Here is a 14591-nt window from a genome sequence, read left to right on the forward strand (position 1 = left end):
CGTGCGCACCCCTGATACCGTGGGGTTTGTTATTTCGACGTCCTTTAAGGTCCGTCCCGTGAGGCGGAGAAGGAGGTCCGTTTTCATGGACGGCACTGACTCAGGCACTGAAACAGGCATCGACACGGGGGCCGGCACGGCTTCCGGCGCGGATGCCCGCGATTCCGACGCACGCCCCGTACTGGAGGGCCCGGACATCGCGCGGGTACTGACCCGCATCGCCCACGAGATCGTCGAGCGCGCCAAGGGCGCCGAAGACGTCGTACTTCTCGGCATTCCGACCCGCGGCGTCTTCCTCGCCCGCCGGCTGACCGCCAAGCTCGAAGAGATCACCGGCCGTACGATCCCGGTCGGCTCCCTCGACATCACCATGTACCGCGACGACCTGCGGATGCGCCCGGCCCGCGCGCTGGCCCGTACGGACATCCCCGCGGACGGCATCGACGGACGCCTCGTCGTCCTCGTCGACGACGTGCTCTTCTCGGGACGTACGATCCGCGCCGCGCTCGACGCACTGGGCGATATCGGCCGCCCGCGCGCCGTACAGCTCGCGGTCCTCGTCGACCGCGGTCACCGCGAACTCCCGATCCGTGCCGACTACGTCGGCAAGAACCTCCCCACGTCGCTGCGGGAGACGGTCAGGGTCCAGCTCGCCGAGGAGGACGGTCGCGACACCGTTCTGCTCGGTACCCGGACCGCCCCGGCCGGCGGCCGGTAGCTCTCTCTTCGCTGCCCCGCGCCCGGGGCCGCAGAGCTGTGCCCGGCTGTCTGCCCGCCATGCCTGAATCCTCCGCAAACATGGAGAACACCCAGATGAAGCGCCACCTCATCTCGGCCGCCGACCTCACCCGCGACGACGCCGTCCTGATCCTCGACACCGCCGAGGAGATGGCCCGGGTCGCGGACCGGCCGATCAAGAAACTTCCCACCCTGCGCGGCCGTACCGTCGTCAACCTCTTCTTCGAGGACTCCACCCGGACGCGTATCTCCTTCGAGGCCGCCGCCAAGCGTCTCTCCGCCGACGTCATCAACTTCTCCGCGAAGGGCTCGTCGGTCTCCAAGGGCGAGTCGCTCAAGGACACCGCGCTGACCCTGGAGGCGATGGGCGCGGACGCCGTCGTCATCCGCCACGGAGCCTCCGGCGCCCCGTACCGCCTCGCGACCTCGGGCTGGATCGACGGTGCCGTCGTCAATGCGGGCGACGGTACGCACGAGCACCCCACCCAGGCGTTGCTCGACGCCTTCACCATGCGCCGCAGGCTGGTCGGCGCGGAAGCCGGGACCGGGCGCGATCTCGAGGGCCGCCGCATCACGATCGTCGGCGACGTACTGCACAGCAGGGTCGCCCGCTCCAACGTCCACCTGCTGCACACGCTCGGCGCGCAGGTGACGCTGGTCGCCCCGCCCACCCTGGTGCCCATCGGCGTGGAGAACTGGCCCTGCGAGGTCTCCTACGACCTCGACCGGGTGCTGCCCGGGTCCGACGCCGTGATGATGCTGCGCGTCCAGACCGAGCGGATGAACGCGGCCTTCTTCCCCACCGAACGCGAGTACGCGCGCCGCTACGGCCTCAACGGCGACCGCATGGCGCGGATGCCCGACGACGCGATCGTCATGCATCCGGGACCGATGAACCGGGGGATGGAGATCACCGCCGAGGTCGCCGACTCCGACCGCTGCACGGCCGTCGAGCAGGTCACCAACGGCGTATCCATCCGGATGGCCGTCCTCTACCTGCTGCTGGGCGGTTCCGAACCGGCCGCCACCGCCCACCCGTCGCCCGCCACCGCCCCGGCGCCTTCCACCGCCCGTACCGAGGAGAACAAGTAATCATGAGCAAGACCCTGATCCGTGGTGCGAAGGTGCTCGGCGGCGAGCCGCAGGACGTCCTGATCGACGGCGAGACGATCGCGGCGGTGGGCCACGGCCTGTCCGCCGACGACGCCGAGGTCATCGAGGCCGAAGGCCGGATCCTGCTGCCCGGCCTGGTGGATCTCCACACCCACCTGCGGGAGCCCGGCCGTGAGGACTCCGAGACGGTGCTCACCGGTACCAGGGCCGCCGCGGTCGGCGGATTCACCGCCGTCCACGCCATGGCCAACACCTTCCCCGTCGCCGACACCGCCGGGGTCGTCGAGCAGGTGTGGCGCCTCGGCAAGGAGTCCGGTTACTGCGACGTGCAGCCGATCGGCGCCGTCACCGTCGGGCTCGCGGGCAAGCAGCTCGCCGAACTCGGTGCGATGCACGACTCCGCCGCCGCCGTGCGGGTCTTCTCCGACGACGGCAAGTGCGTCGACGACGCGGTGATCATGCGCCGTGCCCTGGAGTACGTGAAGGCGTTCGACGGTGTCGTCGCCCAGCACGCCCAGGAGCCGCGGCTCACCGAGGGCGCCCAGATGAACGAGGGCATCGTCTCCTCCGAGCTGGGCCTCGGCGGCTGGCCCGCCGTCGCGGAGGAGTCGATCATCGCCCGCGACGTCCTCCTCGCCGCCCACGTCGACTCCCGCGTGCACATCTGCCACCTGTCGACCGCAGGCTCGGTGGAGATCGTCCGCTGGGCCAAGTCCAAGGGCTGGAAGGTCACCGCCGAGGTCACCCCGCACCACCTCCTGCTCACCGACGAGCTGGTACGCACGTACAACCCCGTCTACAAGGTGAACCCGCCGCTGCGCACCGAGGCCGACGTCATGGCCCTGCGCGAGGCCCTCGCCGACGGCACGATCGACTGCGTGGCCACCGACCACGCCCCGCACCCGCACGAGGACAAGGACTGCGAGTGGGCCGCCGCCGCCATGGGCATGGTGGGCCTGGAGACCGCGCTCTCCGTCGTCCAGCAGACGATGGTCGACACCGGCCTCGTCGACTGGGAGACCGTCGCCGACCGGATGTCCTTCCGCCCCGCGGCCATCGGGCGCCTGACGGGCCACGGCCGCCCCGTGGCGGTGGGCGAGCCCGCGAACCTCACGCTGGTCGACGCGGCTTACCGTGGTGAGGTGGACCCCGCAGGCTTCGCCTCCCGCAGTCGCAACACCCCCTACGAGGGTCGTGAGCTGCCGGGACGTGTCACCCATACCTTCCTGCGGGGCCGGGCAACGGTCGTGGACGGGACACTGGCGTGACACCTCTCATCAATCTCCAACTCGCAGCCGAACAGAAGTCGGCGACAGTCACCGACTGGTCGGACCGCATCGGCTGGATCGTCGGCCTGCTGCTCTTCGTCGCGCTCGTCTACTGGCTGATGCGCGAGGGCTGGAAGTGGCGCGGGACGCTCCAGAGCGACCTGCCCGAGCTGCCCACCGCGCCGGACGACCCCGGTACCGCCAGACTGAGTATGAGCGGTCGCTACCACGGCTCGACGACGGCCGGGCAGTGGCTCGACCGGATCGTCGCGCACGGCCTGGGCACCCGCAGCAGGGCGGACGTGACGCTCACCGACGCCGGTGTGGACGTCGTACGTCCCGGGGCGAGCGACTTCTTCATCCCGGTGGCGCAGCTGCGCGAGGCCAGGCTCGACAAGGGCATCGCGGGCAAGGTCCTCACCGAGGGCGGCATGCTGATCATCACCTGGCAGCACGGCGACGAACTGCTCGACTCGGGCTTCCGCTCCGACCACTCGGCCGGACAGGCCGACTGGGTCGATGCGGTCAACGCCATGACCCGGCCCGTCACCCACTCCACTCACACCAGCACTACGGAAGGCACCGCACGATGACCCTCTCCAGTCCGGGGAACGCCGAGAAGAGGAAAGTGGCGTCTCCCGCCGTACTCGTCCTGGAGGACGGCCGCAGCTTCCGCGGCCGTGCCTACGGGGCCGTGGGGGAGACCTTCGGCGAAGCGGTGTTCAACACCGGCATGACCGGCTACCAGGAAACCCTCACCGACCCGTCGTACCACCGCCAGGTCGTCGTGATGACCGCCCCGCACGTGGGCAACACCGGCGTCAACGACGAGGACGACGAGTCCGCGAAGATCTGGGTGGCGGGCTACGTCGTACGCGACCCCGCACGCATCCCGTCGAACTGGCGTGCGCGGCGCTCCCTCGACGAGGAACTGGTGAAGCAGGGCGTCGTCGGCATCAGCGGCATCGACACCCGCGCACTCACCCGCCACCTGCGCGAGCGCGGTGCGATGCGCGTCGGCATCTTCTCCGGCAACGCCCTCGCCGACGAAGGCGTACTGCTCGCCAAGGTGCGGCAGGCGCCCGAGATGGACGGCGCCGACCTCTCCGCCCAGGTCGCCACCTCCGAGACGTACGTGGTCCCGGCGATCGGCGAGAAGAAGTTCACCGTCGCCGCCATCGACCTCGGCATCAAGGGCATGACCCCGCACCGGATGGCCGAGCGCGGCATCGAGGTGCACGTCCTGCCCGCGACCGCCACCGCCGAGGACGTGTACGCGATCGCCCCCGACGGAGTGTTCCTCTCCAACGGCCCCGGCGACCCCGCCACCGCCGACCTGACCGTCATCAAGACCGTCCTGGAGCGGAAGACGCCGCTCTTCGGCATCTGCTTCGGCAACCAGCTGCTGGGCCGCTCCCTCGGCTTCGGTACGTACAAGCTCAAGTACGGCCACCGCGGGATCAACCAGCCCGTGCAGGACCGTACGACCGGCAAGGTCGAGGTCACCGCGCACAACCACGGCTTCGCCGTCGACGCGCCGCTCGACGAGGTCACCCAGACCCCGTACGGCCGCGCCGAGGTCTCCCACGTCTGCCTCAACGACAACGTGGTCGAAGGCCTCCAGCTGCTCGACCAGCCCGCGTTCAGCGTCCAGTACCACCCCGAAGCGGCCGCGGGCCCGCACGACGCCGCGTACCTCTTCGACCGGTTCGTCGAGCTCATGCGGGACAACAACCAGCACAGCACAGAGCTCATGGAGGGCCAGCGTGCCTAAGCGCACCGATATCCAGTCCGTCCTGGTCATCGGTTCCGGACCGATCGTCATCGGCCAGGCCGCGGAGTTCGACTACTCGGGTACCCAGGCCTGCCGGGTCCTCAAGGCCGAGGGCCTGCGGGTCATCCTGGTCAACTCCAACCCGGCCACGATCATGACCGACCCGGAGATCGCCGACGCCACGTACGTCGAGCCGATCACCCCGGAGTTCGTCGAGAAGATCATCGCCAAGGAGCGCCCCGACACGCTGCTGCCGACCCTCGGCGGCCAGACCGCGCTCAACACCGCCATCTCGATGCACGAGAACGGTGTCCTGGAGAAGTACGGCGTCGAACTGATCGGCGCCAACGTCGAGGCGATCAACAAGGGCGAGGACCGCGACCTCTTCAAGGGCGTCGTCGAGGCCGTGCGCACGAAGATCGGCCACGGCGAGTCCGCCCGCTCGGTCATCTGCCACACGATGGACGACGTCGTCAACGGCGTCGACGTGCTCGGCGGATACCCCGTCGTCGTACGCCCCTCCTTCACCATGGGCGGCGCCGGTTCCGGCTTCGCGCACGACGAGGAGGAGCTGCGCCGGATCGCCGGACAGGGCCTCATGCTCTCGCCGACCACCGAGGTGCTCCTGGAGGAGTCCATCCTCGGCTGGAAGGAGTACGAGCTGGAGCTGATGCGCGACAAGCACGACAACGTCGTGGTGGTCTGCTCCATCGAGAACTTCGACCCGATGGGCGTGCACACCGGCGACTCGATCACCGTCGCCCCCGCGATGACGCTGACCGACCGCGAGTACCAGCGGCTGCGTGACATCGGCATCGCCATCATCCGCGAGGTCGGCGTCGACACCGGTGGCTGCAACATCCAGTTCGCCGTCAACCCCGAAGACGGCCGGATCATCGTGATCGAGATGAACCCGCGGGTCTCGCGTTCGTCGGCGCTCGCCTCCAAGGCGACCGGCTTCCCGATCGCGAAGATCGCCGCCCGTCTCGCCGTCGGCTACACGCTGGACGAGATCCCCAACGACATCACCGAGAAGACCCCGGCCTCCTTCGAGCCCACGCTCGACTACGTCGTCGTCAAGGTGCCGCGGTTCGCGTTCGAGAAGTTCCCGGCCGCCGATGCCACCCTCACCACCACCATGAAGTCGGTGGGCGAGGCCATGGCGATCGGCCGGAACTTCTCCGAAGCGCTCAACAAGGCGCTGCGCTCGCTGGAGAAGAAGGGCTCGCAGTTCACCTTCACCGGGGACCCCGGCGACAAGGACACGCTCCTCGAGATCGCCAAGGTGCCCACCGACGGCCGGATCAACACCGTCATGCAGGCCATGCGGGCCGGTGCCACCCCCGAGGAGGTCTTCGACGCCACGAAGATCGACCCCTGGTTCGTCGACCAGCTGTTCCTGATCAAGGAGCACGCCGACGAACTGGCCGCCGCCGAGAAGCTCGACCCCGAACTGCTCGCCGACGCCAAGCGTCACGGCTTCTCCGACGCCCAGATCGCCGGGATCCGCGGTCTGCGCGAGGACGTCGTGCGCGAGGTCCGGCACGCGCTCGGGGTGCGCCCGGTCTACAAGACGGTCGACACCTGCGCCGCCGAGTTCGCCGCGAAGACCCCGTACTTCTACTCCTCGTACGACGAGGAGAGCGAGGTCGCGCCGCGCGAGAAGCCCGCCGTGATCATCCTGGGCTCGGGCCCGAACCGGATCGGCCAGGGCATCGAGTTCGACTACTCCTGCGTCCACGCCTCGTTCGCGCTCAGCGACGCCGGCTACGAGACCGTGATGGTCAACTGCAACCCCGAGACCGTCTCCACCGACTACGACACCTCCGACCGGCTCTACTTCGAGCCGCTCACCCTGGAGGACGTCCTGGAGATCGTCCACGCCGAGACCCTCGCCGGTCCGGTCGCGGGCGTCGTCGTCCAGCTCGGCGGCCAGACCCCGCTCGGCCTGGCGCAGGCGCTCAAGGACAACGGCGTACCGGTCGTCGGCACCCCGCCGGAGGCGATCCACGCCGCCGAGGACCGCGGCGCCTTCGGCCGGGTGCTCGCCGAGGCCGGACTGCCCGCGCCCAAGCACGGCACGGCCACCACCTTCGACGAGGCCAAGGCCATCGCCGACGAGATCGGCTACCCGGTCCTGGTCCGTCCCTCGTACGTGCTCGGCGGACGTGGCATGGAGATCGTGTACGACGAGACCCGCCTCTCCTCGTACATCGCCGAGTCCACCGAGATCAGCCCCACCCGCCCGGTCCTGGTCGACCGCTTCCTCGACGACGCCATCGAGATCGACGTCGACGCCCTCTACGACGGCACCGAGCTGTACCTCGGCGGCGTCATGGAGCACATCGAGGAGGCCGGTATCCACTCCGGTGACTCCGCCTGCGCGCTGCCCCCGATCACCCTCGGCGGCCACGACATCAAGAGGCTGCGCACCTCGACCGAGGCCATCGCCAAGGGCGTCGGTGTGCGCGGGCTGATCAACATCCAGTTCGCGCTCTCCGGCGACATCCTCTACGTCCTGGAGGCCAACCCGCGCGCCTCGCGGACCGTTCCCTTCACCTCGAAGGCGACCGCGGTCCCGCTGGCCAAGGCCGCCGCCCGCATCTCGCTGGGCGCCACCGTCGCCGAACTCCGCGCCGAGGGCATGCTCCCGGCGGCCGGCGACGGCGGCACCCTGCCGCAGGACGCGCCGATCTCCGTCAAGGAGGCCGTGATGCCGTGGTCGCGCTTCCGCGACATGCACGGCCGCGGGGTCGACACCGTGCTGGGCCCGGAGATGCGCTCCACCGGCGAAGTCATGGGCATCGACTCGGTCTTCGGCACCGCGTACGCCAAGTCGCAGGCCGGCGCCTACGGCCCGCTGCCCACCAAGGGCCGGGCGTTCATCTCGGTCGCCAACCGCGACAAGCGCTCGATGATCTTCCCCGCGCGTGAACTCGTCGCGCACGGCTTCGAGCTGCTCGCCACCTCCGGGACCGCCGAGGTGCTGCGCCGCAACGGCATCAACGCCACGGTGGTCCGCAAGCTCAGCGAGGGCGAGGGCCCGTCCGGCGAGCGGACCATCGTCCAGCTCATCCACGACGGCGAGGTCGACCTCATCGTCAACACCCCCTACGGGACCGGCGGCCGGCTCGACGGCTACGAGATCCGTACGGCGGCCGTGGCCCGCGCCGTCCCGTGCCTCACGACGGTGCAGGCCCTCGCCGCGGCCGTCCAGGGCATCGACGCGCTGAACGGCGGAGACGTCGGCGTCCGTTCCCTCCAGGAACACGCCCGGCATCTGACGGCGGCACGCGAGAGCTAGCAGCCCAAGAGGGGGACACCGGAAACGGTGTCCCCCTCTTCATGAACTCTCCGATTCTTCATGAACTCTCCGACGGAGCTCGCCGTCCCGTCCCGAGGAAAGCCTGAAAGCCTGATGTACAAACTCTTCTTCGACCTGGTCTTCAAGCGGATGGACCCGGAGCGCGCCCACCACCTGGCCTTCCGCTGGATCCGCCTCGCAGCGCGCGTCCCGGTCCTGCGTACGTTCACCGCCGCGGCCCTCGCGCCCCGGTACAAGGAGCTGCGCACCGAGGCCTTCGGCCTGCGGATGCACGGACCGTTCGGTCTCGCCGCGGGCTTCGACAAGAACGCCGTCGCCATCGACGGCATGACCATGCTCGGTTTCGACCACGTCGAGATCGGCACGGTCACCGCGCAGCCGCAGCCGGGCAACCCCAGGAAGCGCCTCTTCCGCCTGGTGGACGACCGGGCGCTCATCAACCGCATGGGGTTCAACAACGAGGGCTCCGCGGCCGTGGCGGCCCGGCTGGCCGTCCGTGTCCCGGTCTTCAGGACCACCGTCGGCGTCAACATCGGCAAGACGAAGGTCGTCCCCGAGGCGGAGGCCGTCGGCGACTACGTCGCGTCGACCGAGCGGCTGGCCCGGCACGCCGACTACCTGGTGGTGAACGTCTCCTCCCCGAACACCCCCGGACTGCGGAACCTCCAGGCCACCGAGGCGCTGCGGCCCTTGCTGACGGCCGTTCGCGAAGCGGCCGACCGTACGGTCACGTCGCGCCGCGTCCCGCTCCTGGTCAAGATCGCCCCCGACCTCGCCGACGAGGACGTGGACGCCGTGGCCGACCTGGCCGTGGAGCTCGGCCTGGACGGCATCATCGCCACCAACACCACGATCGCCCGCGACGGCCTCGGCCTGACATCGTCCCCGGCGCTGACCGCGGAGACGGGCGGCCTCTCCGGCGCGCCGCTCAAGGAGCGCTCCCTGGAGGTCCTGCGCCGTCTGCACGCCCGCGTGGGCGACGACCTCACCCTGATCGGGGTCGGCGGCATCGAGACCGCCGAGGACGCCTGGCAGCGGATCCTGGCGGGTGCCACGCTCGTCCAGGGGTACAGCGCCTTCATCTACCAGGGCCCCTGCTGGGCCCGCGCGATCCACAAGGGCCTGGCCGCCCGGCTGCGCGCCAGTCCGTACGCCACCCTCGCCGAGGCCGTCGGCGCCGAGAACCGGAAGGTCACCCGATGAACGCCCCCGAACCGTTCGGCGCCCGGCTGCGCCGCTCGATGGACACCCGCGGTCCGCTCTGCGTCGGCATCGACCCGCACGCGTCCCTGCTGGCCGACTGGGGCCTCGGCGACGACGTCGCGGGCCTGGAGCGCTTCACCCGTACGGTCGTCGAGGCGCTGGCCGACCGGGTCGCCGTCCTCAAGCCGCAGTCGGCGTTCTTCGAGCGCTTCGGCTCGCGGGGCATCGCGGTACTGGAGAAGGCGGTCGCCGAGGCGCGGTCGGCGGGCGCCCTGGTCCTGATGGACGCCAAGCGCGGCGACATCGGCTCGACGATGGGCGCGTACGCGGCGACCTACCTGGACAAGGACTCGCCGCTCTTCTCGGACGCGGTGACCCTCTCGCCGTACCTCGGCTTCGGTTCGCTGCGGCCCGCCCTGGACGCGGCGGTGCTCAGCGGCGCGGGCGTCTTCGTCCTCGCACTGACCTCCAACCCGGAGGGCGCCGAGGTCCAGCGGGCCACGGCGGCCGACGGGCAGTCGCTCGCCCAGCTGATGCTCGACCACATGGCGGCCGAGAACGAGGGCGCGCAGCCGCTCGGCTCGGTGGGCGCCGTCGTCGGCGCCACGCTCGGCGACGCGGGGGTGCGCCTCGACATCAACGGTCCGCTGCTGGCCCCCGGCATCGGCGCCCAGGGCGCGACGCCCGCGGATCTACCGGGTGTGTTCGGCCGGGCCGTCGGGAACGTCGTGCCGAGCGTCAGCCGGGGTGTTCTCCGTCACGGTCCGGATCGCACGGCGCTGCGCGATTCGGCCGCCCGTTTCACCGACGAGGTGCGTGCGGCGGTCGCGCCCTAGCGGGACCCGCGAGGTAGGGGGCCGGAGGGTCCGAAAAAGTGAGGGTGTGGTGAGCAGTTTCAGCCAGTTGACGTCCGCGGGGCTGAAAACCGGGGTGTTATGCCCTAAATATCCGCTCCGGCCAAGGCTGACCAGGACTTTTCGTCTGTTCTCGCTGACTGGAGCGGCCGTGGCCGCTAGTCTCCGTCGAGAGCCGACGCGCAACTTCGTTGCACGTCGCTCCGCAGGTGTGGGGCGATCAGTTCCTCACCGGTCCGTATCCGACAGTTCGACATCCGAGGTGACGTAGGCGTGGCTCTTCCGCCCCTTACCCCTGAACAGCGCGCAGCCGCGCTCGAAAAGGCCGCCGCGGCTCGCCGGGAGCGGGCCGAGGTCAAGAATCGACTCAAGCACTCCGGCGCGTCTCTGCACGAGGTCATCAAGCAGGGCCAGGAGAACGGCGTCATCGGGAAGATGAAGGTCTCCGCTCTCCTTGAGTCCCTGCCTGGCGTCGGCAAGGTCCGCGCCAAGCAGATCATGGAGCGGCTCGGCATCTCCGAGAGCCGCCGTGTGCGCGGTCTCGGCTCCAATCAGATCGCCTCTTTGGAGCGCGAGTTCGGTGGCGGCTCTGCCTGACGTCCCAGGCACCCCTGGGAAGCTGGAATAATCGCCGCATGGCTGTAACACCCCGGGGGACGACCCCCGTATCCCCGGACCCCCATCCGCGGTTGACCGTGCTCTCCGGCCCCTCCGGGGTCGGCAAGAGCACGGTCGTCGCCCATATGCGCAAGGTGCACCCCGAGGTCTGGCTCTCGGTGTCGGCGACGACCCGTAAGCCGCGCCCCGGCGAGCGCGACGGCGTCCAGTACTTCTTCGTGGACGACGAGGAGTTCGACAAGCTCGTCGCCAACGGTGAGCTGCTCGAGTGGGCCGAGTTCGCGGGCAACAGGTACGGCACCCCGCGCCGTGCCGTACTCGACCGTCTCGAAGCCGGGGAGCCGGTGCTCCTGGAGATCGATCTCCAGGGCGCCCGGCTGGTGCGCGAGTCGATGCCCGAGGCCCAGTTGGTCTTCCTCGCCCCGCCGAGCTGGGACGAACTGGTCCGCAGGCTCACCGGTCGCGGGACCGAGGCGCCCGATGTCATCGAGCGACGGCTGGCCGTCGCCAAGATCGAACTGGCCGCCGAGTCGGAGTTCGATACGACCCTTGTCAACACCTCCGTCGAAGACGTGGCCCGTGAGCTGCTAGCCTTGGTCAAGGTTCTTTGATATTCACTCCATCGGAAGGCAGAGAGTGTCCTCTTCCATCACCACGCCCGAGGGCATCATCAACCCGCCGATTGATGAGCTGCTTGAGGCAACCGACTCGAAGTACAGCCTCGTGATCTACGCCGCCAAGCGCGCGCGTCAGATCAATGCGTACTACTCGCAGCTCGGCGAAGGCCTGCTGGAGTATGTCGGTCCGCTGGTGGACACTCACGTCCACGAGAAGCCCCTCTCGATCGCGCTCCGCGAGATCAACGCGGGTCTGCTGACCTCCGAGGCCATCGAAGGCCCCGCGCAGTAGCAGCAGACAGTTATTTCTTTTCACCACAGGCCCGGCAGCGCGACTGCCGGGCCTGTGGTGTGTCATGGGTGTACGAATCCGAATGCGGGAGCCGGGGAGACATGGACGTGGCGCAGAAGCCGAAGGTCGTTCTGGGGGTCAGCGGAGGCATCGCCGCGTACAAGGCCTGCGAGGTGCTGCGCCGGCTGACCGAGTCCGGACACGACGTACGGGTCGTGCCCACCGAATCCGCGCTCCACTTCGTCGGCGCCGCCACCTGGTCGGCACTCTCCGGCAGCCCGGTGTCGACCGAGGTCTGGTCCGATGTCCACGAGGTCCCGCACGTACGGATCGGACAGGCCGCCGATCTCGTGCTGGTCGCTCCCGCCACCGCCGACATCCTGGCCAGGGCGGCCCACGGCCTCGCCGACGACCTGCTGACCAACACCCTGCTCACGGCCAGGTGTCCGGTCGTCTTCGCGCCCGCGATGCACACCGAGATGTGGGAGCACCCGGCCACCCGGGAGAACGTCGCGACACTCCGCAGGCGCGGAGCCGTGGTGATCGAGCCCGGCGTCGGCAGGCTCACCGGCGTCGACACCGGCAAGGGCAGGCTGCCCGACCCGGGGGAGATCTTCGAGACCTGCCGACGGGTGCTCGCCCGCGGAGTGACGGAACCCGACCTCGCCGGACGCCATGTCGTGATCAGTGCGGGCGGCACCCGTGAGCCGCTCGACCCGGTGCGCTTCCTGGGGAACCGCTCGTCGGGCAAGCAGGGGTACGCCCTCGCCCGTACGGCTGTCGCGCGCGGCGCCAGGGTGACGCTGATCGAGGCCAACACCGGTATGCCGGATCCGGCGGGGGCCGACGTCGTCCATGTGGGAACCGCGGTGCAGCTGCGCGAAGCCGTCCTGGAGGCCGCGGCCGACGCCGACGCCGTGGTCATGGCCGCGGCGGTGGCCGACTTCCGCCCGGCCGCCTACGCCGCGGGCAAGATCAAGAAGCGGGACGGCCAGGAGCCCGCCCCGATCACTCTGGTCCGCAATCCGGACATCCTCGCCGAGATCTCGGCGGAACGCGCCACGCCCGGACAGGTGGTGGTCGGGTTCGCCGCGGAGACCGACGACGTCCTCTCCAACGGCCGTCACAAACTGCGGCGCAAGGGCTGTGACCTGCTCGTCGTCAATGAGGTGGGGGAACACAAGACCTTCGGGTCCGAGGAGAACGAAGCAGTGGTCCTGGCGGCGGGGGGCAGTGAGACCCCGGTGCCGTACGGGACTAAGGAAGCCCTTGCAGATACGGTCTGGGACCTGGTCATACCCGGGCTCGGATGAAAATCTGGTGTCGGCCCACCGGCGGGGCAAGGCCGCAGAACGCGGACTCCCGCCTGTTCGGCGGGCCGATGACCGTACCGCAGTAAGGAGTGCCTCGGGTCACACGGCTCCCACGGAGCGAGACACGTGCCCCGTTGACCGGAGGCGACCGATAAACTGGTCACGGAATGAGCCGGGCGCAGCTCCCGGCCACTCCACCCATGATCAGCCAGCAGCCGCTGCAACCCCAGGGAGCGTTGTGTCCCGTCGTCTGTTCACCTCGGAATCTGTCACCGAGGGCCACCCTGACAAGATCGCTGACCAGATCAGCGACACGATTCTCGATGCGCTTCTGCGCGAGGACCCGACCTCCCGTGTCGCCGTGGAGACTCTGATCACCACAGGCCAGGTACATGTGGCCGGTGAGGTCACGACCAAGGCGTACGCGCCGATCGCGCAGCTCGTGCGCGACAAGATCCTGGAGATCGGCTACGACTCCTCGAAGAAGGGCTTCGACGGCGCTTCCTGCGGCGTGTCGGTGTCCATCGGCGCGCAGTCCCCGGACATCGCGCAGGGTGTCGACACCGCGTACGAGAAGCGGGTCGCGGGTTCCGCCGCCGGCGCGGAGGACGACGAGCTGGACAAGCAGGGTGCGGGCGACCAGGGCCTGATGTTCGGGTACGCGTGCGACGAGACGCCCGAGCTCATGCCGCTGCCGATCTATCTGGCCCACCGGCTCTCGCGTCGTCTCTCGGAGGTCCGTAAGAACGGGACCATCCCTTACCTGCGCCCCGACGGCAAGACGCAGGTCACCATCGAGTACGACGGCGACAAGGCCGTCCGCCTCGACACGGTCGTGGTCTCCTCGCAGCACGCGTCGGACATCGACCTGGAGTCGCTGCTCGCGCCGGACATCCGTGAGTTCGTCGTCGAGCACGTGCTGAACCAGCTCATCGACGACGGGATCAAGCTGGACACCGAGGGGTACCGGCTGCTGGTCAACCCGACCGGGCGGTTCGAGATCGGTGGCCCGATGGGCGATGCCGGCCTGACCGGCCGCAAGATCATCATTGACACCTACGGCGGTATGGCCCGCCACGGCGGCGGTGCCTTCTCGGGCAAGGACCCGTCGAAGGTGGACCGTTCGGCGGCGTACGCGATGCGCTGGGTGGCGAAGAACGTGGTGGCCGCCGGGCTGGCCACGCGCTGCGAGGTCCAGGTCGCGTACGCGATCGGCAAGGCCGAGCCGGTCGGTCTGTTCGTCGAGACCTTCGGCACGGCCGCGACCGACGTCGAGAAGATCGAGCAAGCGATCGCGGAGGTCTTCGACCTCCGTCCGGCCGCGATCATCCGTGACCTCGACCTGCTCCGCCCGATCTACGCGCAGACCGCCGCGTACGGGCACTTCGGCCGCGAACTCCCGGACTTCACCTGGGAGCGCACCGACCGCGTGGACGCCCTGCGCCGGGCCGCCGGTCTGTAAGGCCGACCGCCGCT

The 14591-nt window shown here is 69.5% G+C and carries 13 protein-coding genes; all 13 read left to right on the forward strand.

What is annotated here, in order from left to right:
- The first annotated feature begins 85 nt into the window (after positions 1-85).
- Positions 86-718 carry a bifunctional pyr operon transcriptional regulator/uracil phosphoribosyltransferase PyrR gene (gene pyrR, locus NBY69_RS24345; RefSeq protein WP_250303548.1) on the forward strand — a complete coding sequence of 211 codons (633 nt, stop codon included), beginning with the start codon at positions 86-88 and terminating at the stop codon, positions 716-718.
- Between the two features lie 95 nt (positions 719-813).
- Positions 814-1830 carry an aspartate carbamoyltransferase catalytic subunit gene (locus NBY69_RS24350; protein WP_250303643.1) on the forward strand — a complete coding sequence of 339 codons (1017 nt, stop codon included), beginning with the start codon at positions 814-816 and terminating at the stop codon, positions 1828-1830.
- Positions 1831-1832: 2 nt separating this feature from the next.
- Positions 1833-3119 (forward strand): dihydroorotase, encoded by a 1287-nt coding sequence (locus NBY69_RS24355; RefSeq protein WP_250303549.1) that lies wholly within the window; start codon positions 1833-1835, stop codon positions 3117-3119.
- Entirely contained in the window at positions 3116-3712 is a 597-nt protein-coding gene (locus NBY69_RS24360; protein ID WP_250303551.1) for a hypothetical protein, read from the forward strand. The genes NBY69_RS24355 and NBY69_RS24360 overlap by 4 nt, the downstream gene beginning before the upstream one ends.
- Positions 3709-4893, forward strand: a complete 1185-nt coding sequence (gene carA / locus NBY69_RS24365; RefSeq protein ID WP_250303554.1) for a glutamine-hydrolyzing carbamoyl-phosphate synthase small subunit — start codon at positions 3709-3711, stop codon at positions 4891-4893. Before NBY69_RS24360 ends, carA begins: the two co-directional genes overlap by 4 nt.
- Positions 4886-8197, forward strand: coding sequence for a carbamoyl-phosphate synthase large subunit (gene carB, locus NBY69_RS24370; protein ID WP_250303556.1), 3312 nt, complete (start codon positions 4886-4888; stop codon positions 8195-8197). Before carA ends, carB begins: the two co-directional genes overlap by 8 nt.
- Before the next feature lie 114 nt (positions 8198-8311).
- Positions 8312-9421, forward strand: coding sequence for a quinone-dependent dihydroorotate dehydrogenase (locus tag NBY69_RS24375; RefSeq protein ID WP_250303644.1), 1110 nt, complete (start codon positions 8312-8314; stop codon positions 9419-9421).
- Positions 9418-10257, forward strand: coding sequence for an orotidine-5'-phosphate decarboxylase (gene pyrF / locus NBY69_RS24380; protein WP_250303558.1), 840 nt, complete (start codon positions 9418-9420; stop codon positions 10255-10257). The genes NBY69_RS24375 and pyrF overlap by 4 nt, the downstream gene beginning before the upstream one ends.
- 291 nt (positions 10258-10548) lie before the next feature.
- Positions 10549-10872, forward strand: coding sequence for an integration host factor (locus NBY69_RS24385; protein WP_164264567.1), 324 nt, complete (start codon positions 10549-10551; stop codon positions 10870-10872).
- A gap of 38 nt (positions 10873-10910) precedes the next feature.
- Positions 10911-11504 (forward strand): guanylate kinase, encoded by a 594-nt coding sequence (gmk, locus tag NBY69_RS24390; RefSeq protein ID WP_250303560.1) that lies wholly within the window; start codon positions 10911-10913, stop codon positions 11502-11504.
- Positions 11505-11529: 25 nt separating this feature from the next.
- A complete protein-coding gene (gene rpoZ, locus NBY69_RS24395) occupies positions 11530-11802 on the forward strand; it encodes a DNA-directed RNA polymerase subunit omega (RefSeq protein ID WP_003970369.1) in 273 nt (90 codons plus the stop codon).
- A 101-nt stretch (positions 11803-11903) separates the two neighbouring features.
- Positions 11904-13115: a bifunctional phosphopantothenoylcysteine decarboxylase/phosphopantothenate--cysteine ligase CoaBC gene (gene coaBC, locus NBY69_RS24400; RefSeq protein WP_250303562.1), complete on the forward strand. Its 1212-nt coding sequence runs from the start codon at positions 11904-11906 to the stop codon at positions 13113-13115.
- Positions 13116-13353: 238 nt separating this feature from the next.
- Entirely contained in the window at positions 13354-14577 is a 1224-nt protein-coding gene (gene metK / locus NBY69_RS24405) for a methionine adenosyltransferase (RefSeq protein WP_250303564.1), read from the forward strand.
- Positions 14578-14591 lie beyond the last annotated feature (14 nt).

Origin of the sequence: Streptomyces sp. A 4/2, from assembly GCF_940670765.1 — a bacterium.
GTDB lineage: Bacteria > Actinomycetota > Actinomycetes > Streptomycetales > Streptomycetaceae > Streptomyces.